The organism is Salinicola halophyticus (genome assembly GCF_003206695.1).
GTDB lineage: Bacteria > Pseudomonadota > Gammaproteobacteria > Pseudomonadales > Halomonadaceae > Salinicola > Salinicola halophyticus.
Genome location: NZ_PZJN01000003.1, coordinates 541355 through 563560, shown reverse-complemented (window position 1 = coordinate 563560; position 22206 = coordinate 541355). Strand labels below are relative to the sequence as shown.

Here is a 22206-nt window from a genome sequence, read left to right as displayed (position 1 = left end):
CGAATAGTACGCAACGAATTTGTCTAGAACGAAACAGCACAGAACGAAAGAGAGAGGTCAGTCGTGTCCGATACCGCGATTCTGGAAATCGTCGAACTTGCCAATGGGGAAGTGGTGCTGCGGCCGGCGGAAGCGACCGGCGAGCCGCTCGTGTCGATCCGCTTTTCCGAAGAGGCCGTCGAGCTGCTGCGCCGCAATCGCTTCGAGGTGGCCCGCGAAATGCTCGATCATGCGATTACCCGCACTCACCTGTGGGAAGGTGATGAAGAGGAGTCGTCGGAAGCCGAATTGGCGACCGTACACTAGCTTCATGACATCCGACGGGACCAGCGAGTCCGGTTCCGTCCTCGAAATGATTTCCCTCCAATTGATTCGATCCTACTCCTCCCGGAGACCCTGCGATGGCTCAGCCGTTAACGACGCCGATCTCGGCCGGTACCATGTCGGATGCTTCCGCTAGCACGGCGTCGGAAGCTTGCGCTAGCACGACGCTCGATCACCGGTCACTGGATAGTGAAGCGATTCGCGAGGCGCGGCGGGATCTCGCCGCCTGTTTCCGGATGGCTGCTGCCCTGGGCATGGGAGAAGGGATCTGCAATCACTTCTCGGTGATGGTGCCGGGATGGAACGATCGCTTCCTGGTCAATCCCTACGGGCTGGCGTTCGAAGAGATCACGGCTTCGAGTCTGCTGATCTGCGATTTCGCGGGGCGGGTGCTCTCCGGGGAGGGGGCGCCCGAGGCGACGGCGTTCCATATTCACGCGCGGTTGCATCTCAACAAGCCCGGCGCGCGGTCGGCGTTTCACACCCACATGCCCAATGCCACGGCGTTGACCATGACGGCTGGCGAGCCGCTGCTGTGGGCGGGCCAGACTGCACTCAAGTTCTATGGTCGTAGCGTGGTGGACGACCACTATAATGGCCTCGCGCTGGATAGCGCGGAGGGCGATCGAATTGCCGCTGCCATGGGCGATGCCGATGTGGTGTTCCTGCGCCATCATGGCGTGATCGTCACGGCGCCGACGATCGCCGAGGCCTGGGACGATCTCTATTTTCTGGAGCGCGCCGCGGAAGTGCAGCTCAAGGCGATGAGTTCCGGCCGGGAAGTGCTGGCGGTGGATCCGGCCGTCGCGGCCACCACGGCGGCACAGATGCGACTGGAAGACCCCGAAAGTGCCCGGCTTCACCTGGCTAGCGTGCGCCGTCGTCTCGAACGTGTCGCCCCGGATTACGCTGACTGAGCGCCACCCCGCAGCGCCAGACCCGCGCTGCAAAAGGCCAGTCCGGCGATCCTACAGCGCCAGACCTGCGATCAGCGCCGCGATCACCGCGATGACAACCGATGTCAGCGCGATCGTCAGCAGGCCGCGCCGGCGTGTAGCGCTGAAGATGAAGAACGTGGGGAAGGCGATGGTCATCGCGAGCATCGAGATTATCCAGGCAAAGTTGGCCATCGAGCTTGCGGCTCCTGCAGCGAAAGGGTGAGCGTCGTTGGGCGGCATTATACAGATCGCGAGCGTCGCTGCGGGTTCTACGTTCACTGACGGTTCGACGGTGCGCGACGTGGGTCGCGGTCAATTCTGGAGGGACACTGATGGCGACTGGCTGGCCAAAGACCGAAAGCGGTGCGCTTCGCCTGTCGACGGCCGTGGCTGCGGCCATTGGCGCGGTGGCGTTGACGGTTTCGGTGCTGTCCGCTTCTCAGGCGATCCTGCTCGATGGCCTGTTCAATGCGATCTACGCCGTGGTCGGGCTGTTCACGCTGCGGGTCGGGCGGCTGGTTATCGCACCGGACGATGACACCTATCCCTTCGGCTATGGCTATTTTGAATCAATGGTCAACGCCTGCAAGGGCCTGCTGATGCTGGGCGTCTCCGCCCTGGCGCTGTTCAATTCCGTCACCGCACTGCTCACCGGCGGCAACACCATCGCCGCGGGTATCTCCATCTTCTACGCCGCTCTGGCGACGGCGGCCTGTACGCTGACGGCTCTCGTGCTGCGTCGAGTCAGTGGTCATGTCCGCAGTCCGTTGCTGGAAGCCGATATCGAGAACTGGCGGGTCAACGCCCTGATCTCGGCGGCGGTGCTGTTGGCTTTCTGCCTGATTCCCGTGGCTCGGGCGCTTGGCTGGCATGCCATCGTGCCCTACGTGGATGCCTGGCTGGTCATCGCCGTCGTGCTGCTGTGCCTGGGGGTACCGGTGCGCGTGGCCAGGACCGCGATTCTGGAGCTGTTGAATCGGTCTCCGCGATCGGCCTTGGTCGATCCCGTGCGGGCGTCGATTTTCGGGGCGTTGGCGCCGCTTCCCACGCGGGCCGTCTATGTCCGCATGGTACGGCCGGGCAGGCTGCTCTATGTCACCGTGCATGTGGTGCTCGACGAGGCCCACCCGTTGACCATCCGGCAGGCGGATGAGTGGCGGGCCACGCTCGACGCCAGGGTACGTGAAGTGTCGGCACCGGTGATCGTCGAGACGCTGTTCACTGCGGAAGAGCGCTGGGCCGCGCCCAGCGCCGGTCACGGTATTGCCGAATCCTGACCCCGTGTCTTCACGCCGTACCGCCCGCTCAGCGCAGTTTGGTCAAGCGTAGCTCGGCGAGCTGGGCCGGGGGCAGAAAGGAGTCCGAACGCGCTTCTTCCCAGTAGTTCTGGAACACCGTGTGCTGACTGTTGCCGTTGAGCAGTTCGTCCGGCTGCAGGAAGGTGAACAGCTTGTCGTAGGACTGGATCTCGTCGGCGGAAACGCGGCGAATGATATGCTCCGGGCCCAGTTCCGATGGATGTTGAAGGCCGGCAGCGGCCAGCATCTCGGCCAGCCCCTTGAGCGTGTTGTGATGGAAGTTGTAGACCCGCTCGGACTTGTCGGCGACGTCCAGGTGACGACTACGACTGGGATCCTGGGTCGCCACGCCGCTGGGGCACTTGTCGGAGTGGCAGTTGAGTGCCTGAATGCAGCCCAGCGAGAACATGAAGCCGCGCGCGGCGTTGCACCAGTCGGCGCCCAGCGCCATAGTGCGGGCGATGTTGAAGCCGGAGGTGATCTTGCCGGCGGCGCCGATCTTGATCTCCTCGCGCAGGCCGGCGCCGACCAGCGTGTTGTGCACCAGCATCAGGGCCTCCGTCAGCGGCACGCCCAGACGGTTGATGAACTCAAGCGGCGCCGCACCCGTACCGCCTTCGCCACCGTCGACGACGATGAAGTCGGGTCGCTGGCCGGTCTCGCGCATCGCCTTGACCATCGCGAACCACTCCCACGGGTGGCCGATCGACAGCTTGAAGCCCACCGGCTTGCCGCCGGAGAGCTCGCGCAGCCGGCCGATGAATGCCATCAGCTCCAGCGGTGTGGAGAAGGCGCTGTGGCCGGCCGGAGAGACCACGTCTTCACCTACCGGCACTTCGCGCGCCTCGGCGATCTCGGCGGTCACCTTGGCGGCGGGCAGGATGCCGCCGTGGCCCGGTTTCGCGCCCTGCGATAGCTTGATCTCGATCATCTTGACCTGTTCGTCGCGGGCGTTGGCGGCGAAGCGCTCTTCGTTGAAGCTGCCGTCGTCATGGCGGCAACCGAAGTAGCCGGAGCCAATCTCCCACACCAGATCTCCGCCGTGAATCCGGTGATAGCGGGAGATCGAACCTTCGCCGGTATCATGATAGAACCGGCCTTTGCGGGCGCCAGCGTTGAGCGACTCGATGGCATTGCCGGAAAGCGAGCCGAAACTCATCGCCGAGACATTGAACACGCTGGCGGAGTAGGGCTGGCTGCAAAGGCTGCCACCGATCTGGACGCGGAAGTCGCTGTCGTCGATGTGGGCAGGTCGTAGAGAATGGTTGATCCATTCGTGGCCCGGGGCGTACATGTCTCTCAGTGACCCGAACGGCTTCTTGTCGCTCTCGTTCTTGGCCCGCTGATAGACCACGGCGCGCTGTTCCCGGGAGAACGGGCGCTCGTCGAGATCGGACTGGATAAAGTATTGACGAATTTCGGGGCCGATCGATTCGAGGATGTAGCGGCAGTGGGCCAGAATTGGATAGTTGCGGCTGACGGTGCGGCGTTTCTGACGGGTATCGTGAAACCCGAGCCATGAAAGACCGCCGAAGACGACGATGCCCCACCACCAGTTCGATGAAAATGCTAGCCCAATCACGGAAACGACCAGCAGGCAGAGGCTGGCGATGAAAGCGGCGTTGCGTAACGGTAGGCGCGAAAGGCCAGTGGCATAGCTCATGCGGACATCGGCTCCAGGCAGGTGAAATCGCGGTGGCACGGGTCGCCACCGCGGCCATGGAGGATAGCGCAACGCCCGGCGTTGCGGCCAACGCCACCGACGGCTATTTTGGAGAGCCGCTTCGGCCTCGCCGAGACATCGCCTTGCGATCGACGCCGCTCGTCGAATGACTCAGCGCTTTCCTGGTTGAGGCACGGGCCGGCCCAACGGATTCCGGCATGCCTGATTTTTCGCCCTTTTGATACTTTGCCCTTTTGATACAAGGAATGCCTGAGCTTGCGACATCACCGATCCTTTCTGCGGTTGCGACTGCTCCTGCTGGTGCTTCACGGCTACATTGGCTGGCGGTTGCTGCCGGACCTGTCGGCGGGAGTCTGGGGCTGGCTGGTCGGCGGCGGCTATTTGCTGGCCAGCGCCATCATGATTCCGCTGGTGGTGAGAGTGACCTGGCTCAACGGGCGCTGGCTGGCGTGGCCCGTGGCACTGATGGCCGGCGTGTTCTCGTTTCTGCTTCAGCTCACGCTGTTGCGCGACATTCTGCTGGTTGGCTGGAGTCTGGTCGCCGCTTTATCGGCGCTGACGGTTCACGTCAGCGTCTGGGTCGTGCTGGCGGCGACGCTTCTGCTCTCCGGCTATGCCCTGTGGCAGGCGAGGCGGGTGCCGCGCACGGTCGAGATATCGGTGCCGCTGGCCGATCTTCCGCCCGCGCTGGAGGGATTCGTCATCGTTCAGCTCAGTGACTTGCACGTCGGTCCGACGATCAAGCGCAACCACCTGCAGCGTATTGTCGAACGGGTCAATTCGCTGGCGCCCGATCTGGTCGCGATCACCGGCGATCTGACCGATGGCCGTGTGGCGGAGCTGGAGAATGACGTGGCGCCATTGGCGAGCTTGAACGCGCGGCACGGCACTTTCTGCGTGACCGGCAACCACGAGTACTACAGTGAAGCGGAGGCGTGGATCGCGGCGTTTCGACGGCTGGGAATGCGCGTACTGATCAACGAATCCGACTATGTCGAGCATGACGGCGCGGCACTGGCCGTCGCCGGTATCACGGATCTGTCGGCGGGTTATTATGTCGCCAGTCATCGAAGTGATCCCGCGGCGGCCGCCCGGGATATTCCCACGGGCATGACGCGGATATTGCTGGCACATCAGCCCAATTCAGCCCCCCAGGCCGCGGAGGCGGGATTCGACCTCCAGCTTTCCGGTCACACCCATGGCGGTCAGCTGTGGCCGTGGAGCCTGCTGGCCCGACGCGCCAACCGATTCCTGGCGGGGCTGGGCAAGGAGGGTCGGATGTGGATCTATACCAGTCGCGGTACCGGATATTGGGGGCCGCCGATGCGCTTTGGCGCACCAGCGGAGATCACCCGGATTCGGCTGACGGCGGCATAGGCCCGGATTCGGGGCAGGTAGACGAGTCCGGATTTCGGCCGTAAAAGGCCGCGATAAAAAAACCAGCGATACGATCGCTGGCTTTCTAATGGTGCCCCGTAGTGACGCTTCAGGCCGCCTTGGCTCTGCGGTTGAGGGTTTCCAGCAACCCGTCGATACGCTTGAGGCGATCTTCTGCTTTCTCCATGTCGCCATGGAAGCGTAGCGTGTCGGCGCCGTCGAGCTTGTACTCGCCGGGATGGCGCTGGATCAGTTCGACCAGCGTCATCGGGTCGACCTGCGGGTCCGGGCCGAAAATCACCCGGCCGCGCTCGGCTCCGGCTTCGAGCTTGGCGATGCCGAGCCGTTCGGCACGCTGGCGCAGTCGGGTCTGTCGGAACAGCGTCTTGAGCGGCGGCGGGAGCAGGCCGAAGCGATCGATCATCTCCACCTGCAGCTCCTTGAGCGCGCCTTCGTCAGCCGCACTGCTGATGCGCTTGTACATGATCAGGCGCTGCTGGATGTCCGGCAGGTAGTCGTCCGGAATCAGCGCCGGCAGATTGAGGCTGATCTCGGTGCCTTCGTCGAGCGGAGCTTCGATATTGGGGGTCTTGCCCGCGCGGATCGCCTTGACCGCGCGGTCCAGCATCTGCATGTAAAGGCTGTAGCCGACGGTTTCCATCTGGCCGCTCTGCTCGTCGCCGAGCAGCTCGCCCGCACCGCGAATTTCCATGTCGTGACTGGCGAGCGTGAAACCGGCGCCGAGATCGTCGCTCTGGGTGATGGCCTCGAGTCGCTTGATCGCATCCCGGGTCATGGCCTTGGGCGGAGGGGTCAGCAGATAGGCATAGGCCTGATGGTGGCTGCGCCCGACGCGGCCGCGCAGCTGGTGCAGCTGGGCCAGACCGAACTTGTCGGCTCGCTCGATGATGATGGTATTGGCACTGGGAACGTCGATGCCGGTTTCGATGATGGTCGAACACATCAGCACGTTGAAGCGCTTGTGGTAGAAGTCGGACATCACCCGCTCCAGCGCCCGTTCGGGAAGCTGACCGTGGGCAACGCCGACGCGGGCCTCGGGCACCAGCTCTCGAATCTTCTCGGCGCTGGCCTCGATCGATCTGACCTCGTTGTGCAGAAAGTAGACCTGACCGCCACGCAGGATTTCACGCAGCAGCGCTTCCTTGACCACCGGCTCGTTGCGCTGCTGGACGAACGTCTTGACCGACAGCCGGCGCGCCGGCGGCGTGGCGATGATCGATAGATCACGAATGCCGTTCATCGCCATGTTGAGCGTACGCGGGATCGGCGTTGCCGTCAGCGTCAGGATATCCACCTCGGCACGCAGCTGCTTGAGGCGCTCCTTCTGAGCGACACCGAAGCGGTGCTCTTCGTCGATGATCATCAAGCCCAGGTTGGAGAGCTTGACCGATCTGGAGAGCAGCTTGTGCGTGCCGATCACGATATCGGCACGACCTTCGGCCATGCGCTTCAGCGCGTCGGTTTCTTCCTTGGCGCCGGTGAAGCGAGACAGCATCTCGATCTGCACCGCGGTGTCGGCGAAACGATCGCGGAAGTTGTCGTAGTGCTGCTGGGCCAGCAGGGTGGTGGGGACCAGCACCACCACCTGGCGGCCGGAATTGACGGCGAGGAACGCGGCGCGCATTGCGACTTCGGTCTTGCCGAAGCCGACATCGCCGCAGACGACTCGATCCATCGGCCGCGGCGCGGTCATGTCGTCGATCACCGCCTCGATGGCAGCGTGCTGATCCGGCGTCTCCTCGAATGGAAAGCTGGCCGCGAAGCGCAGATACTCATCGCCGGGCATATCGCTGGCGAAACCCTCTCTGGCTTCCCGGCGGGCGTAGATATCGAGCAGTTCGGCAGCGGTGTCGCGAATTTTCTCGGCGGCTTTCTTGCGGGCCTTGTCCCAGGTATCCGAGCCCAGTTTATGCAGCGGGGCGAGCTCGTCGCTGGCGCCGGCATAGCGGGAAATGAGCTGCAGATTGTCGACCGGGACGTAGAGCTTGGCGCCGCCGGCGTACTCCAGCGCCAGGAACTCTGCCGCCTGACCGCCGGCAGTGATCATTTCCAGCCCCATGTAGCGGCCGACGCCGTGATGCTGGTGCACCACCGGCGACCCGGGGCGTAATTCGGAGAGATGACGCACGGCCAGTTCGTTGTCGTCGGTTACCTTGGCGCGACGACGCGTCTGGCGCACTACGTCGCCGTAGAGTTCGGTTTCGGTGACGATCGCGACGTTGGGATCGCCAAGCCACAGCCCTTCGTCCAGGGCGCCCTCGGCGATCGCGAAAGACTGATCGCCGTCCAGAAAATCCTGCCAGCCATCGATATGGGGCATATCCCGATGGAGCGGCGCCAGGGCTTCGTCGAGCGCCTCTCGGCGCCCGCGAGACTCGGCGACGAACAGAACGCGCAGATCGCGGTGGGCGTCGAGGAACGTCTCCAGCGTCGCCAGCGGGCGTTGGGCCCGAGCATTGATCGCCACCGCCGGGGGCGGCTGCGTCGCGCTGGCGATGGCGTGACGCGTTTCCGGATCGGTGACGAATTCGACACGCGGGTGCTGCTTGATCGCGGCGAACACTTCGGCCGCGGGCACGAACGCCTTCGCCGGCGGCAACAGCGGGCGAGTGGGATCGACGCCAAGGTTCTCGTAGCGACCCTCGATCGAACCCCAGTGGTGCTCGGCGGCTTCGAACACGTCGGGAAGCATGGCGATGCGGGTCTCGCTGCCTAGATGCTCGAACAGCGTGGCGGTCTCCTCGAAGAACAGCGGCAGGTACTGCTCGAGTCCGGGAGAGGGGATGCCCTTGATCGCATCGACATACAGCGGGCACTGCCGCGGATCGACGTCGAACAGCGTCTCGAAACCTTCGCGAAAGCAGGCGATCGCCGAGCGTGACAGCGAGTACTCGTGCGCCGGCAGCAGGTCGATGCGTTCGATCTTGTCCTGGGTGCGCTGGGTGTCCGGGTCGAAGCGCCGGAGCGTGTCGATCTCGTCGTCGAACAGGTCGATGCGCAGCGGCGCGCTCGTGCCCATGGGGAAGAGGTCGATCAGCGAGCCCCGCATGGCGTACTCGCCGGGTTCGTAGACGGTTTCCACCGCCCGGTAGCCCGCCCGCGAAAGACGCTCGCGAAAGCTTTCCCGATCGAGTCGGTCACCCGTGGCCAGCGTCAGCACGCGACCGGCCACGTATTCCCGCGGCGGCAGGCGCTGCATCAGGGTATTGACCGAAACCAGCACGATGCCCTGGGTGCCCTCCTGCAGTTCCCGCAGCGTTCTGAGGCGCTCGGAAACGATGTCCTGATGGGGCGAGAAGCTGTCGTAGGGCAGCGTTTCCCAGTCAGGGAACGGCATCACCGGCACCCGGGCGAAGAAGCGCAGGTTGCTTTCGAGACGCTGGGCGCTAGCCGTATCCGGGGTGACCACCAGAAGCGGGGCGTCGTCTGCCAGACGTGCCAAGGTCAGCGCGATGGCGCTTCCCTGGGGCAGTTGGCAATAGCGGGTTTCGCGCGTGCCAGTCGGCAGAGGCGGGGTGAGCGGTGTGTAGTGCGACATGAGCCTTTCGAAGAACGAATTTGCGTGAGGGGATGATAGCAGGCTGGGGCTGAGCCGGGGACGTCGCGCCCGATTTCTTGTTGTTGACTCGGCCATTCCGGCTGCCGTCGTGGTTTTCCCGCCGTGGTCGTTCACTTCGACTTTTGTAGTGAAACTACAGCTTCTGCGACTACGGGGAGATTGCGGTGTGTTCTGTAGAGTGCGGATAATAATCGGGTTTTTAGCCAGCTCGACGCTTCCGGCAAGGATTGGTCAACGGCCCGATCGATCAATTCGACCCCCAAAATTCGACCCGCCCATTCGACCAGAGAGGCCCGCTTGTGAGTCAGGAACAGCTCGATAACGTCTTCCAGGAGTGGCAGGACAACGAAGCTCGCGCGGAAGAGATGATTCCGCTACTCGGCAAGCTCTATCGTCAGTACAACGTCATTCCTTCGCTATTCGGACGTTCGTTGATCAATCGCTCCGTCACTCGGATCCTCAAGAATCACCGTTATGTCCGCAAGGTCGAGGGAACCGAGCTCTCCATCGCTGAGACGCTGCCGATGGTGCGCGCCATGAGCGAAATGGAGCTGGGGCCGGCGCATATCGATATCGGTCGGCTGGGCGTGGCGTTCAAGAATTCCGGTGAAACCGACGTCGTGGCGTTTCTCGAGCGCGAGCTGGCCGATATCGTCGGCGGGCACGACAGCGGCGGCATGGGCGGCGAGCCACAGGACGTGGTGCTCTACGGCTTCGGACGTATCGGCCGTATTCTGGCGCGGATCATGATCGAGAAGGCCGGCGGCGGAAATCTGCTGCGGCTGCGGGCCATCGTCGTACGCGGCAGCGGCGACGACCTCGAAAAACGGGCCAGCCTGCTGCGCCGCGATTCGGTCCACGGTCCGTTCTCCGGCTCGATCGATATCGATCATGACAACCACGCACTGATCGCCAACGGCCATTATATCCGGATCATCTATGCCGATTCGCCGGCCGAGATCGACTACACCGTTTATGGCATCGACAACGCGATCGTGGTCGACAACACCGGCAAGTGGCGCGACCGGGAAGGGCTGGCACAGCACCTGGAGTGTAAAGGCGTGGCCAAGGTGCTGCTGACGGCACCGGGCAAGGGCGATCTCAAGAACATCGTTCACGGTATCAACCACCAGGCCATCGGCGAAGACGACCGCATCGTCTCGGCGGCATCGTGCACGACCAACGCTATCGTGCCGGTGCTGAAAGCGATCGACGACGAGTTCGGCATCTTGCACGGCCACGTCGAGACCGTGCACTCCTATACCAACGACCAGAACCTGATCGACAATTACCACAAGGGTGATCGTCGCGGCCGCAGCGCGCCTCTCAACATGGTGCTGACCGAGACCGGTGCGGCCAAGGCGGTCGCCAAGGCGCTGCCGGCGCTGGCGGGCAAGTTGACGGGGAACGCGATTCGGGTGCCGACACCCAATGTCTCGATGGCGATTCTGAACCTGTCGCTGGAGAGGGAGACCGACCGCGTGGCGCTCAACGAGTACCTGCGCCAGATGGCGCTGCACTCGCCGATGCACAAGCAGATCGACTACGTCGATTCGCCGGAAGTGGTGTCATCGGACTTCGTCGGCAACCGTCATGCGGGGATCCTGGACGCCAAGGCGACCATCGCCGACGGCAAGCAGGCGGTGCTCTACGTGTGGTATGACAACGAGTTCGGTTACAGCTGCCAGGTGGTGCGGATCCTGCAGTACATGTCGCGCGTCTGCCACCGGTATCTCCCCGCCACGGCTTGACTCGTCCATTAAACTTTAGTCTAAAAAGTCTCGGCGATGTCGAGACTTTTTCGTTATCTGGCAGCCGGGGTGGCGTGTGGGCGAGTAGTCTTCCGCGGCCCGGATCATTATACTGGTGCGCGTTTTTCGGCGTGGTCCATCGAGTTCCAGGACCATGGAAGTCACCCTTTCTGATAAGAAAAGTCTTCGGATTCCGTGAGGTCTTCTCCTGTTGCCGCTTCCTTGGGTGCCGCTGAGAGGACATGCTTGACGTCCGTCGAACCTTTTTCCTTATTGCCATCAGATTCGACAACTGGGCGAGACTATGATCGAAGTCAAACGAGGCCTGGACCTTCCCGTCGCCGGGGCGCCCGAACAGCGTCTCGACGAGGGGCGCGCCGTGCGCCACGTCGCGCTGCTCGGGTCCGACTACGTCGGCATGAGGCCGACCATGGAGGTCCGCGAGGGCGATCGCGTAAAGCGGGGCCAGGTGTTGTTCAGCGACAAGAAAGTGGCGGGCGTTCGCTTTACCGCGCCGGGCGCTGGAGAAGTGGTCGCCATCCATCGTGGCGAGAAGCGTCGCCTGTTGTCGGTGGTCATCAAGCTCGACGAGGAAGAGCAGAGCGAGACGTTCACGGCCTACGGGGCGGACGGGCTGTCCTCGCTCTCGAGGCAGCAGGTCGTCGATCAACTGGTCGAATCCGGCTTCTGGACGGCGCTGCGCACTCGGCCTTTCTCGCGGGTGCCGGCACTCGACGCGGTGCCTGCGGATATCTTCGTGACCGCGATCGACACGCACCCGCTGGCGGCCGACCCCAAGCTGATCATCGATGCCGACAGTGACGCTTTCCGCCACGGACTCGAGGTGATCCGCCATCTGACGCCGGGCAAGGTTTTCGTGACTCGCCGTGGCAACGCTCAACTGCCGGGCGACGATCTGGAAGGGGTGCAGGCCGAGGGCTTCGAAGGGCTACATCCGGCGGGGCTGGTGGGTACGCATATCCACTATCTGTCGCCGGTCGGTCTGCAGCGTCAGGTGTGGCATCTCGACTGCCAGGACGTGATCGCCATCGGCAAGCTTTTCGCCGAAGGTCGTTTCGATCCGACCCGCGTGATCGCCATCGGCGGCCCGCGAGCTACCAATCCGCGCCTGGTGCGGACGCGTCTGGGCGCCAGCAGCGAAGAGCTGCTCGAAGGCGAGATCGAGAAGCCGGAGGATACGCGCGTCATCTCCGGGTCCATCTTCGGCGGTACCCAGTGCGAAGGTAGTCGTCAGTTTCTGGGCCGTTTCCATCGCCAGTTCTCGCTGCTGGAAGAGGGCAACAAGCGCGCGTTCATGGGCTGGCTGTCGCCAGGTCGCAACCGCCATTCGGTCATGGGAATCTATGTTTCTCAATTCCTGGGCCTGCCCAACTACGCGCCCAATACGTCGACCAACGGCTCCGAGCGTGCGATGGTGCCGATTGGCGCCTACGAGAAGGTGATGCCGCTGGACATCATGCCGACGCAGCTGTTGCGTGCCCTGATCGTCGGCGATATCGAAGCGGCCATGGAGCTCGGCTGCCTGGAGCTGGATGAGGAAGACCTTTCGCTGTGCACCTATGTGTGCCCGGGCAAGTACGAGTACGGTCCCATCTTGCGCGACAACCTGACCATGATCGAGAAAGAGGCCTGATGATGGGGATTCGCAATACGCTCGACAAGCTGGAGCCTCATTTCGAGAAGGGCGGCAAGTACGAGAAGTTCTATGCCCTGTATGAGGCGGTCGATACGATTTTCTATTCGCCGCCCAGCGTCACCAAGAGCATGACCCACGTGCGCGACGGGATCGACCTGAAGCGCATCATGATCACGGTCTGGGCCTGCACGTTCCCGGCGATGTTCTTCGGCATGTACAACGCCGGCTACCAGGCCAATCTGGCCATCGCCGACGGCTTCAGCGCCATTGGCGGCTGGCGTGAAGTCCTGACCATGGCGTTGGCGGGAAGCCATGATCCCGGCAGCATCTGGGCCAACTTCGTGCTGGGGGCGACCTACTTCCTGCCGATCTATCTGGTGACCTTCCTGGTCGGTGGTTTCTGGGAAGTGCTGTTCGCCGTCAAGCGTGGCCACGAGGTCAACGAGGGGTTCTTCGTCACCTCGGTGCTCTTTGCGCTGACGCTGCCGGCGACGATCCCTTTATGGCAAGTGGCGCTTGGCATCAGCTTCGGTGTGGTGATCGGTAAGGAAATCTTCGGTGGCACCGGCAAGAACTTCCTCAACCCGGCACTGACCGGACGGGCCTTCCTTTACTTCGCCTACCCGGCGCAGATCTCCGGTGACAGCGTATGGGTGCCCGCCGACGGCTTTACCGGTGCCACGGCACTGTCCAACGCCTCGCTCAACGGCATGGACGGGCTCCACCAGCAGTACAGCTGGTGGGATGCTTTCTTCGGTTTCATCCAGGGCTCCGTGGGGGAAACCTCGACGCTGGCGATCCTGATCGGCGCGGCGGTGCTGCTGCTGACGCGGATCGCATCCTGGCGCATCATGGCGGGTGTCATGCTCGGCATGATCTTCACTGCCTCGCTGTTCAATCTGGTTGGCTCCGACAGCAATCCGATGTTCGCGATGCCGTGGTACTGGCATCTGGTGCTGGGCGGATTCGCCTTCGGCATGGTGTTCATGGCGACCGATCCGGTGTCGGCGTCGATGACCAATCGTGGCAAGCTGATCTTCGGTGCGCTGATCGGCGTGATGACGATACTGATTCGCGTCGTCAATCCGGCCTTCCCCGAGGGCATCATGCTGGCCATCCTATTTGCCAATCTGTTCGCGCCGCTGATTGATCACATCTTCGTGCAGGCCAACGTCAAGCGTCGTCGCAAACGCCTGGCCGCGCTGGCGCCCGCCGAGAAGGAGGCTGTCTGATGGCGAGCAACAACTCGATCAAGAAGACGCTGATCGTCGCGTTCTCACTCTGTGTGATCTGCTCGGTGGTCGTCTCTTCTGCTGCCGTGGTTCTCAAGCCGAAGCAGGTGCAGAATCAGGAGCTCGATCGCAAGAGCAACATTCTACAGGTGACCCAGCTTTACAAGCCGGGTGACGACGTCGAAGAGAAGTACGCCGAGCTGATCACGCCGCGCGTGGTCAATCTCGAGACCGGCGAATATTCCGAGGATCTGGATCCGGGCAGCTACGATCAGTTCGATGCCGCCAGGGATCCGGCCACCTCGCGCACGCTGTCGGGCGACGACGATATCGCCGGTATCGGCCGTCAGGAGAATTTCTCCACGGTTTATCTGGTCGGCAACCCCGATGACCCGGAGCAGATCGTCATGCCAATTCGCGGCCAGGGGCTGTGGGGGCTGATGGAAGGCTTCTTGTCCGTGCGGGGTGATGGCAATACCATCGTGGGTCTATCCTACTACGACCAGTCGGAGACGCCGGGACTCGGCGGCGAGGTCGACAATCCGCGCTGGAAGGCCAAGTGGGAAGGCAAGAAGATCTACGAGGACGGCGATTTCCAGGATCCTCAGATCCAACTCGTGAAAGGCGGTGCCAGCGGCGAATATGAAGTCGATGCGCTGTCCGGAGCCTCGCTCACCAGTCGAGGTGTCACCAACATGTTGCGGTTCTGGCTGAGCGAAGGCGGCTATGCCCCCTATCTCGCCCGATTCCACGGCGATTCCCAAGGAGGAGCGTGAAGATGGCTACGGACTCCGTAAAAGACATCGTCCTGTCACCGGTCTTCAAGAACAACCCCATTGCCCTGCAGGTGCTGGGGATCTGTTCGGCCCTGGCGGTGACCAACTCGATGAGCGTGTCGCTGGTCATGGGGCTGGCGGTGATTGCCGTCACGGCCTTTTCCAGCATGTTCGTCTCGCTGATCCGCAATCACATTCCCTCGTCGATCCGGATCATCGTGCAGATGACCATCATCGCCTCGCTGGTCATCGTGGTCGATCAGGTCCTGCGGGCCTATGCCTATGACATGTCCAAGCAGCTGTCGGTGTTCGTCGGGTTGATCATCACCAACTGTATCGTCATGGGGCGCGCCGAAGCCTACGCCATGCAGAACGGCCCGGTGATGAGCTTCCTGGACGGTGTCGGCAACGGCCTCGGTTATGCGGTGATTCTGCTGATCGTCGGCTTCATCCGCGAACTGCTGGGTTCCGGTAGCGTGTTCGGTCTGACGATTCTGCCGACCGTCCAGAATGGCGGCTGGTACGTGCCCAACGGACTGATGCTGCTGCCGCCGTCCGCGTTCTTCGTCATCGGCCTGCTGATCTGGATTTTGCGTTCGCTCAACCCGGAGCAGGTCGAGAAGACCGAGTACCGAATCGTTGCCAACAGCAAGGCCAAGATCAAGGAGACCGCTAATGTTTGAGCACTATCTCAGCCTGTTCGTGAAGGCGGTTTTCGTCGAGAACATGGCGCTGGCGTTCTTCCTCGGCATGTGTACCTTTCTGGCCGTTTCCAAGAAGATATCTTCGGCTATTGGCCTGGGTATCGCGGTCGTGGTGGTGCTGACGATCACCGTGCCGGTCAACAACCTGATTCTGACCTATCTGCTGAAAGCGGGCGCTCTCACCTGGACCGGTCTCGAGGGTGCCGAGAATATCGATCTCAGCTTTCTGGGGCTGTTGAGCTATATCGGTGTCATCGCGGCGATCGTCCAGATTCTGGAGATGTTCCTCGATAAGTTCGTGCCCTCGCTCTACAACGCGCTGGGTGTATTCCTGCCGTTGATTACCGTCAACTGCGCGATCATGGGCGCATCGCTGTTCATGGTGCAGCGCGACTACACCTTCGGCGAGTCGGTGGTCTACGGTGCGGGCGCCGGTGCCGGCTGGGCGCTGGCGATCATGGCGTTGGCGGGCATCCGTGAGAAGCTCAAGTACAGCGATGTGCCGGGTAGCCTGCAGGGCCTCGGCATCACCTTCATCACGGCGGGTCTGATGTCGTTGGGCTTCATGTCCTTCTCCGGCATTCAGCTCTGAAGTCAAGGCAGCGCTTGGCTCGGGGCAACGACGTCAACGCAACAAGGAAATAGGAATCCGACATGGTCGATACATCCATCATCGTGCTCGGCGTCGTCATGTTCACCGTGATCGTGCTGGGGTTGGTAGCGGTCATTCTGGCCGCGCGCAGCCGGCTGGTCAGTAGCGGTGACGTGGCGATCGAGATCAACGGCGATCCCGACAATACGGTAACGACTCAGGCCGGAGGCAAGCTGCTCCAGACCCTGGCAGCCAACGGCATCTTCCTCTCGTCGGCATGCGGCGGCGGCGGTTCCTGCGCCCAGTGCAAGTGTCAGGTGAGTGACGGCGGCGGCTCGATTCTGCCGACCGAAGAGTCGCACTTCACGCTGCGCGAGAGAAAGGAAGGATGGCGTCTCTCCTGCCAGGTGCCGGTCAAGCAGGACATGAAGATCCGCGTTCCCGACGAGGTCTTCGGCGTCAAGAAGTGGGAGTGCGAGGTTACCGAGAATCCCAATGTCGCCACGTTCATCAAGGAGCTGAACCTCAAGTTGCCGGAAGGTGAAGAAGTGGCGTTCCGTGCCGGTGGCTACGTCCAGCTGGTGGCGCCGCCCTACGACGTCAAGTTCTCCGACTTCGATATCGAGGAGGAGTATCGCGGCGACTGGGAGAAGTTCGGCCTGTTCAATGTCTCCCACAAGAGCGACGAAGAGGTGATCCGCGCCTATTCGATGGCGAACTATCCCGAGGAGAAAGGGCTTCTCAAGTTCAATATTCGTATCGCGACGCCACCGCCGAAGTCGAGCCATCCGCCGGGGCTGATGTCGACCTACGTGTTCGGTCTGAAGCCGGGTGACAAGGTCACTGTGATGGGGCCGTTCGGAGAGTTCTTCGCCAAGGATACCGAGGCAGAGATGATCTTCATCGGTGGCGGTGCGGGCATGGCGCCGATGCGCAGCCACATCTTCGACCAGCTCAAGCGGCTTGAGTCTTCGCGCAAGATGTCGTTCTGGTACGGCGCGCGCTCCTGGCGGGAGACGTTCTACAACGAAGAGTACGATCAGCTCGCCGAGGAATTCGAGAACTTCGAATGGCACCTGGCACTGTCGGACCCGCAGCCGGAAGACAACTGGGAAGGTGCTACCGGGTTCATCCACAACGTGCTCTACGAGAACTATCTCAAGGATCACCCGGCTCCCGAAGACTGCGAGTACTACATGTGCGGGCCGCCGATGATGAACGCCTCGGTGATCAAGATGCTGACCGATCTGGGCGTCGAACCCGAAAACATCATGCTGGATGATTTCGGCGGATGATCCCACGGCTCGAGCGCCGAGTAACAGGGCCGATCCTTCTGGGATTGGCCCTGTTGCTATTCGTACTGCTGACCGGGTGCGAGCGCGAACCTCAGTCCTATCGGCTGGAAGGCCCGATCTTCGGCACCGGCTTCCATATCACCTTCTATGGTGATTACGACGATGAGCAGCTGGCCCGGATCGAGCAGTCGGTCAAGGATGCGCTGCACCATGTCGACCACCTGATGTCGACCTACAAACCCGATTCCGAACTGTCCCGCTTCAATCAGTCGCCGGTGGGGAAGCCTTTCGAGCTGTCTCCGCAGACGGCAGAAGTCGTCCGAGAGGCGATTCGCGTGGGCGACATGTCCAATGGCGCCTTCGATGTCACGGTCGGCGCTGCGGTCAATCTGTGGGGTTTCGGGCCGGACCGGCACCCTGATCGAGTGCCCGCCGACGATGATATCGCCAAGGCGTTGAAGGAAGTCGACTACAAGGCGCTCGAACTCGATGGCAATCGGCTGACCAAGACCAAGCCGGTCTACGTCGATCTATCCGGCATCGCCAAGGGTTACGGCGTCGATGCGGCCGCCCGGGCGCTGGACGATCTCGACGTGGATCGTTACCTGGTCGAAGTCGGCGGCGAGATTCGAACGCGCGGCGATAAGCCAGGTAATGAGAAGTGGCGAATCGCGGTGGAAAAACCGGTCTCGAATGAACGTAGCGTGCAGCGTATCATTGAACTTGACGACTCGGCGGTGGCGACCTCGGGCGACTATCGCAACTATTTCGAAAGCGATGGCAAGCGCTACTCGCACACCATCGATCCGCGAACCGGGCGGCCGATCACGCACCATCTGGTTTCGGTGACGGTCATCACTTCGGATTGCATGACGGCCGATGCGCTGGCCACGGCAATCGACGTGTTGGGTCCCGATGCGGGCTACGCCCTGGCGGAGCGCGAGAACCTGGCGGTCTATCTCGTCGTCAAGACGGCGGAAGGCTTCGAAACGCGGGTCTCCACGGCGTTTCAAGGTTATTTCAAAGATTCGGATAAGGAGAATCAGTCATGACGATCTGGATTCTGGCCTTTGCCATCATGCTGCTGCTGGTAGCCGGCATGGCGATTGGCGTCATCCTCGGGAACAAGCCCATCGCCGGATCCTGTGGCGGTCTCAATACGCTCGGACTCAAGAGTGGCTGCGAGATCTGCGGCGGTAACGACGAAGTCTGCGAGGAAGAGAGCCGCAAGAATGTCGTCGGCGCTCGTCGCCGCAGCGATGAAAACCGCGGCGCGGACCTGGGCTACAACGCCGTCAAGCGTTGAGCGCCGGAAAGACCGGGGGCGCTTGTTGACGTCACGAGCTCATAAGATCGTACCAGCCATCGGGTAAGGAGTAGGCGAAGCAAATGGCAGTTCACAACTATGACCTCGTGGTCATTGGCTCGGGCCCCGCGGGCGAAAGCGCCGCGATCAATGCGGCGAAGCACGGCAAGCGCGTCGCGATCATCGAAAAGCAGTCTTCGGTCGGCGGCAACTGCACCCACTGGGGCACTATTCCTTCCAAGGCCCTGAGACATCAGGTCAAGCAGATCATGCAGTTCAACACCAACCGCATGTTCCGCGATATCGGCGAGCCGCGCTGGTTCTCGTTTCCCAAGGTGCTGGAGCGTTCGCGCGTGACGATCGACCAGCAGGTCGAGCTGCGTACCAAGTTCTACGCCCGTAATCGGATCGATCTATTCTTCGGCGTCGCGCATTTCCGCGACGAGCATACCGTGGTGATCCGGGACAACCATGAGGGATCGGAAGAGCTCAGCGCGCCGCAGTTCGTGATTGCCACCGGTTCGCGGCCGTACCGTCCGGCCGACGTCAATTTTCGCCATCCGCGAATCTACTGCTCGGACACCATTCTGGGGCTGTCACACACGCCGCGAACACTGATCATCTATGGTGCCGGCGTGATCGGCTCGGAATATGCCTCGATCTTTTCCGGTCTCGGCGTCAAGGTCGATTTGATCGATAACCGCGACCGTCTGCTCTCCTTTCTCGACGACGAGATCAGCGATGCGCTCTCCTATGAGCTGCGCAATTACGGCGTGCTGATTCGCCACAACGAGGAGTACCAGAGCGTCGAAGGCGACGAGGCAGGGGTGGTGGTCAACCTCAAGTCGGGCAAACGCCTGCGTGCCGATGCTTTTCTGTGGGCCAACGGGCGTACCGGCAACACCGACGAACTGGGACTGGAGAACATCGGGCTGGAGGCCAACGGTCGCGGCCAGCTCCAGGTCGACGATCACTATCGCACGGCGATCCCGCATATCTACGCGGTTGGGGACGTGATCGGCTGGCCGAGTCTGGCCAGTGCAGCCTACGATCAGGGTCGCAGCGCCAGCGACGAGTTCCTGGGCGAGGACTTCCGGTTCGTCGACGATATTCCCACCGGGATCTACACGATTCCCGAGATCAGCTCCGTGGGCAAGACCGAGCGCGAACTGACCGAGGCCAAGGTGCCTTACGAAGTGGCCCAGGCGTTCTTCAAGGATACCGCGCGTGCGCAGATCACCGGCGATACCGCCGGGATGCTCAAGATTTTGTTCCATCGCGAGACACTGGAAATCCTGGGTATCCACTGTTTCGGCGATCAGGCTTCGGAGATCGTGCATATCGGTCAGGCGATCATGCAGCAGAAGGGCAAGGCCAACACGCTGCGCTACTTCATCAATACGACGTTCAATTACCCCACCATGGCCGAGGCGTACCGAATCGCCGCCCAGAACGGCCTGAATCGCCTGTTCTGAATCGAGCGGTCTGAGTCGAGCGTTCCCAGTCGAACACTCTGAGTTAATCTCCCGCCGCTCCTGAATCGGACGCCTTCACCCAAGCGTTGGATTCAGGGGCTAGATTTCAGGGTCGGATTCCAAGGCTGATCATATCGTCGGCACCCTGTATGTCATATCTATGCGGCCTATCGTTCGCGACGGCTGCAATCATCCCCGATCGATAGCCTCGTCTTTTCGTTGATGGTCGATGGCGATCTGCTGCGCTGGATCACGGTAGCGGTAGACCCGCAGGCTCTTCAGAAAGACATCATCCTCGAGGCGTTGATCGGAGCGTTTGGCGCGGGTCCGGGTGGTCGGCGGTTTGACCGGCGGATCATTGAGGTGGGGCAGCTTCAACGCCGGATCCGGAATGAACAGCGGCAGCGGCAGGTTCATGGCCCGCCGCATGCGACCATCTTCCAGCGCCTCACGGAAAAACAGATTGGCTCGCATCACCGGCGCCTGCTGCTGGATCTGGGCCAGAGGCTCGCTATCCGGGATATCGCCGAGTTTGCGCAGCTGAATCTGGATGTGCGCGGCCGATGTGTCCATCTGTTTGAGCTTGGCCTCTGCTTCGGCAACGCTCAAGCGTTTGATCGAGCGCCCGCTGGTGTACCACGCCAGCCGGACGCGGGAGAGCGGGGCGTCGGCGACCGGAAGCTGGCGCCAGCACTGTTTGAGATGCAGGCGAGCCAGCCCCTGGCCGCGCAGATGATCGTGCAGGACCGGATGCCGGAAGGGCAGCACGGCCTTGATTTCGGGAATCAGTCGGGGCGCGGACTGGCGTATGTGCTTGAGTGTCGCGCCAAAGCGAGCTTTACCGAGATTCACCGCGGCAACGGCTTCCATGAGCGCCGGGCCGGCGGCGATCACGCCGATGTAGTTGCGTGTCTCGCGCCCGTCCTGCCCATCCTGGTACCAGAAGTCGGTCAATGCGCGACGCAACCAGGGTGCGTCGACGCTCGACTCGCCCAATGCCCAGGCAGGCGTCGGCCGCTCGGCGTACGTCGTTGCCAGATGCTCGACGGCATCGATCAACCGATCGAAGTCGGATTCCAGCTCGGCCAGCAAGCGATACTGCAGTTCCATGATGAGCCCCCGAAAGTGAACGCCATTTTATACCGTTATCTTGGCTATTTTGTCCAGTCGGTCCTGGCTAGCTATTTCTGCCCGATGCTCGGGGAATCGTTGGGCAAGGGGATGCAAGGCGCCCCGACGCCATCCCGGCAGAGGCAGGGACGACGTCGGCGTTGCCGCAAGTGCGACTCGACCTAGAAGTCGGTATCGCAGGCCTAGCGGTCGCGGTAGCGGCGGGTCAGGTCGCCGTAGGCATCGATGCGGCGATCTCGCAGGTAGGGCCAGGTGCGGCGGACGTCTTCGCTACGTGCCAGATCGACCTCGACGAGCCGGTTTTCACTCGCCTCGCCGGCATGAGCCAGCAGCTCGCCCTGAGGGCCGCAGACGAAGCTGCCGCCCCAGAAGTCGATGCCTTCGCCGACGCCGGAAAGGTCGGGTTCGTGGCCAACACGATTGGCAACGATGACCGGCAGGCCGTTGGCGACACCGTGGGAGCGCTGGATCAGTGTCCAGGCATCTTTCTGGCGCTGTTTTTCCGCCGGCTCGTCGGATGGCGTCCAGCCGATCGCGGTGGGGTACAGCAACAGCTCGGCACCCGCCAACGCCATCAGACGTGCGGCTTCCGGGTACCACTGATCCCAGCACACCAGTACGCCGAGGCGGCCGACGGAGGTATCGATCGGTTCGAACCCCTGCTCGGCATCCTCGTCGCCGGGCGTGAAGTAGAACTTTTCGTAGAAGCCCGGATCATCGGGGATGTGCATCTTGCGGTAATGGCCGACCCGACCCTTGGCACGATCCAGCACGATGGCGGTGTTGTGATAGAGACCGGCAGCGCGACGCTCGAAGATCGAGCCGACGATGACGATATCGAGCTCGCGGGCGAGTCCGGCCAGCTTCTGTCCGGTGGGCCCGTCCAGCGGCTCGGCGAGATCGAAAAGATCGGTGTCTTCGCACTGACAGAAGTAGTGGGTCGCGTGCAGTTCCTGCAGCAGAACCAGCTCGGCGCCCTGGGCGGCGAGCTCGCGGATACCGGCTTCGCTGGCTTCGAGGCTACGCTGTTTTTCCGGCCAGGCCTGCTGTTGTACCAGACCGACCTTGAGTGTCTTGGACATCGTC

General features: G+C 62.2%; 19 protein-coding genes. 14 read left to right on the top strand and 5 right to left on the bottom strand.

The features are described from left to right. The first annotated feature begins 63 nt into the window (after positions 1-63). The gene (locus tag DOM58_RS04675; protein WP_075561254.1) at positions 64-306 is read left to right on the top strand and encodes a hypothetical protein; all 243 of its coding nucleotides are present in this window, start codon (positions 64-66) and stop codon (positions 304-306) included. 95 nt (positions 307-401) lie between these two features. Further along, positions 402-1241, top strand: coding sequence for an aldolase (locus tag DOM58_RS04670; RefSeq protein WP_223162127.1), 840 nt, complete (start codon positions 402-404; stop codon positions 1239-1241). Positions 1242-1292: 51 nt separating this feature from the next. Here the strand turns inward: DOM58_RS04670 and DOM58_RS17435 are convergent, their stop codons facing one another. Next, on the bottom strand, positions 1293-1454 hold the full coding sequence (locus DOM58_RS17435; protein WP_157957485.1) for a hypothetical protein: 162 nt from the start codon (positions 1452-1454) through the stop codon (positions 1293-1295). A 140-nt stretch (positions 1455-1594) separates the two neighbouring features. Here DOM58_RS17435 and DOM58_RS04665 point away from each other — a divergent pair, with 140 nt between their 5' ends. After that, positions 1595-2539, top strand: coding sequence for a cation efflux transmembrane domain-containing protein (locus tag DOM58_RS04665; RefSeq protein WP_110691926.1), 945 nt, complete (start codon positions 1595-1597; stop codon positions 2537-2539). A gap of 28 nt (positions 2540-2567) precedes the next feature. Here the strand turns inward: DOM58_RS04665 and DOM58_RS04660 are convergent, their stop codons facing one another. Beyond that, entirely contained in the window at positions 2568-4223 is a 1656-nt protein-coding gene (locus DOM58_RS04660; protein ID WP_110691925.1) for an FMN-binding glutamate synthase family protein, read from the bottom strand. A gap of 276 nt (positions 4224-4499) precedes the next feature. On the opposite strand from DOM58_RS04660, the gene DOM58_RS04655 reads away from it, so the two are divergent. Next, positions 4500-5621 carry a metallophosphoesterase gene (locus tag DOM58_RS04655; protein WP_223162126.1) on the top strand — a complete coding sequence of 374 codons (1122 nt, stop codon included), beginning with the start codon at positions 4500-4502 and terminating at the stop codon, positions 5619-5621. A 109-nt stretch (positions 5622-5730) separates the two neighbouring features. On the opposite strand, the gene mfd is transcribed toward DOM58_RS04655, so the two are convergent. Next, positions 5731-9180 carry a transcription-repair coupling factor gene (gene mfd, locus DOM58_RS04650; protein ID WP_110691924.1) on the bottom strand — a complete coding sequence of 1150 codons (3450 nt, stop codon included), beginning with the start codon at positions 9178-9180 and terminating at the stop codon, positions 5731-5733. A gap of 320 nt (positions 9181-9500) precedes the next feature. Here mfd and DOM58_RS04645 point away from each other — a divergent pair, with 320 nt between their 5' ends. The 10 genes from DOM58_RS04645 to sthA all read left to right on the top strand — a co-directional run bounded on the left by DOM58_RS04645 (position 9501) and on the right by sthA (position 19989). Next, positions 9501-10952: a glyceraldehyde-3-phosphate dehydrogenase gene (locus DOM58_RS04645; RefSeq protein WP_110692061.1), complete on the top strand. Its 1452-nt coding sequence runs from the start codon at positions 9501-9503 to the stop codon at positions 10950-10952. A 304-nt stretch (positions 10953-11256) separates the two neighbouring features. After that, a complete protein-coding gene (locus DOM58_RS04640) occupies positions 11257-12606 on the top strand; it encodes a Na(+)-translocating NADH-quinone reductase subunit A (protein ID WP_075561261.1) in 1350 nt (449 codons plus the stop codon). Continuing rightward, positions 12606-13841 carry an NADH:ubiquinone reductase (Na(+)-transporting) subunit B gene (locus tag DOM58_RS04635; protein WP_075561262.1) on the top strand — a complete coding sequence of 412 codons (1236 nt, stop codon included), beginning with the start codon at positions 12606-12608 and terminating at the stop codon, positions 13839-13841. Before DOM58_RS04640 ends, DOM58_RS04635 begins: the two co-directional genes overlap by 1 nt. Continuing rightward, positions 13838-14617: a Na(+)-translocating NADH-quinone reductase subunit C gene (locus DOM58_RS04630; RefSeq protein WP_110691923.1), complete on the top strand. Its 780-nt coding sequence runs from the start codon at positions 13838-13840 to the stop codon at positions 14615-14617. The genes DOM58_RS04635 and DOM58_RS04630 overlap by 4 nt, the downstream gene beginning before the upstream one ends. Positions 14618-14619: 2 nt before the next feature. Further along, positions 14620-15300, top strand: coding sequence for an NADH:ubiquinone reductase (Na(+)-transporting) subunit D (locus tag DOM58_RS04625; RefSeq protein WP_075561264.1), 681 nt, complete (start codon positions 14620-14622; stop codon positions 15298-15300). After that, positions 15293-15913, top strand: a complete 621-nt coding sequence (gene nqrE / locus DOM58_RS04620) for an NADH:ubiquinone reductase (Na(+)-transporting) subunit E (RefSeq protein ID WP_075561265.1) — start codon at positions 15293-15295, stop codon at positions 15911-15913. The genes DOM58_RS04625 and nqrE overlap by 8 nt, the downstream gene beginning before the upstream one ends. A 62-nt stretch (positions 15914-15975) precedes the next feature. Next, complete coding sequence (gene nqrF / locus DOM58_RS04615; protein ID WP_110691922.1) at positions 15976-17208, top strand: NADH:ubiquinone reductase (Na(+)-transporting) subunit F; 1233 nt, start codon at positions 15976-15978, stop codon at positions 17206-17208. Further along, on the top strand, positions 17205-18260 hold the full coding sequence (locus tag DOM58_RS04610; protein ID WP_110691921.1) for an FAD:protein FMN transferase: 1056 nt from the start codon (positions 17205-17207) through the stop codon (positions 18258-18260). The genes nqrF and DOM58_RS04610 overlap by 4 nt, the downstream gene beginning before the upstream one ends. Next, the gene (gene nqrM, locus DOM58_RS04605; protein WP_075561268.1) at positions 18257-18514 is read left to right on the top strand and encodes a (Na+)-NQR maturation NqrM; all 258 of its coding nucleotides are present in this window, start codon (positions 18257-18259) and stop codon (positions 18512-18514) included. The genes DOM58_RS04610 and nqrM overlap by 4 nt, the downstream gene beginning before the upstream one ends. An 83-nt stretch (positions 18515-18597) precedes the next feature. Beyond that, positions 18598-19989: a Si-specific NAD(P)(+) transhydrogenase gene (sthA, locus tag DOM58_RS04600; RefSeq protein WP_110691920.1), complete on the top strand. Its 1392-nt coding sequence runs from the start codon at positions 18598-18600 to the stop codon at positions 19987-19989. 189 nt (positions 19990-20178) lie between these two features. On the opposite strand, the gene DOM58_RS04595 is transcribed toward sthA, so the two are convergent. Both DOM58_RS04595 and DOM58_RS04590 read right to left on the bottom strand, forming a co-directional pair. Next, complete coding sequence (locus DOM58_RS04595; protein WP_110691919.1) at positions 20179-21099, bottom strand: DNA replication terminus site-binding protein; 921 nt, start codon at positions 21097-21099, stop codon at positions 20179-20181. A 203-nt stretch (positions 21100-21302) separates the two neighbouring features. Beyond that, positions 21303-22202 (bottom strand): carbon-nitrogen hydrolase, encoded by a 900-nt coding sequence (locus DOM58_RS04590; protein ID WP_110691918.1) that lies wholly within the window; start codon positions 22200-22202, stop codon positions 21303-21305. Between the last annotated feature and the right edge of the window lie 4 nt (positions 22203-22206).

What these genes read in the sequence shown, in the direction of transcription:
- DOM58_RS04670 (WP_223162127.1), top strand. Translation starts at nt 402, where the DNA reads ATGGCTCAGCCGTTAACGACGCCGATCTCGGCCGGTACCATGTCGGAT.
- DOM58_RS17435 (WP_157957485.1), bottom strand. Translation starts at nt 1,454, where the DNA reads ATGGCCAACTTTGCCTGGATAATCTCGATGCTCGCGATGACCATCGCC.
- DOM58_RS04665 (WP_110691926.1), top strand. Translation starts at nt 1,595, where the DNA reads ATGGCGACTGGCTGGCCAAAGACCGAAAGCGGTGCGCTTCGCCTGTCG.
- DOM58_RS04660 (WP_110691925.1), bottom strand. Translation starts at nt 4,223, where the DNA reads ATGAGCTATGCCACTGGCCTTTCGCGCCTACCGTTACGCAACGCCGCT.
- mfd (WP_110691924.1), bottom strand. Translation starts at nt 9,180, where the DNA reads ATGTCGCACTACACACCGCTCACCCCGCCTCTGCCGACTGGCACGCGC.
- DOM58_RS04640 (WP_075561261.1), top strand. Translation starts at nt 11,257, where the DNA reads ATGATCGAAGTCAAACGAGGCCTGGACCTTCCCGTCGCCGGGGCGCCC.
- DOM58_RS04635 (WP_075561262.1), top strand. Translation starts at nt 12,606, where the DNA reads ATGATGGGGATTCGCAATACGCTCGACAAGCTGGAGCCTCATTTCGAG.
- DOM58_RS04625 (WP_075561264.1), top strand. Translation starts at nt 14,620, where the DNA reads ATGGCTACGGACTCCGTAAAAGACATCGTCCTGTCACCGGTCTTCAAG.
- nqrE (WP_075561265.1), top strand. Translation starts at nt 15,293, where the DNA reads ATGTTTGAGCACTATCTCAGCCTGTTCGTGAAGGCGGTTTTCGTCGAG.
- nqrF (WP_110691922.1), top strand. Translation starts at nt 15,976, where the DNA reads ATGGTCGATACATCCATCATCGTGCTCGGCGTCGTCATGTTCACCGTG.
- DOM58_RS04610 (WP_110691921.1), top strand. Translation starts at nt 17,205, where the DNA reads ATGATCCCACGGCTCGAGCGCCGAGTAACAGGGCCGATCCTTCTGGGA.
- nqrM (WP_075561268.1), top strand. Translation starts at nt 18,257, where the DNA reads ATGACGATCTGGATTCTGGCCTTTGCCATCATGCTGCTGCTGGTAGCC.
- sthA (WP_110691920.1), top strand. Translation starts at nt 18,598, where the DNA reads ATGGCAGTTCACAACTATGACCTCGTGGTCATTGGCTCGGGCCCCGCG.
- DOM58_RS04595 (WP_110691919.1), bottom strand. Translation starts at nt 21,099, where the DNA reads ATGGAACTGCAGTATCGCTTGCTGGCCGAGCTGGAATCCGACTTCGAT.
- DOM58_RS04590 (WP_110691918.1), bottom strand. Translation starts at nt 22,202, where the DNA reads ATGTCCAAGACACTCAAGGTCGGTCTGGTACAACAGCAGGCCTGGCCG.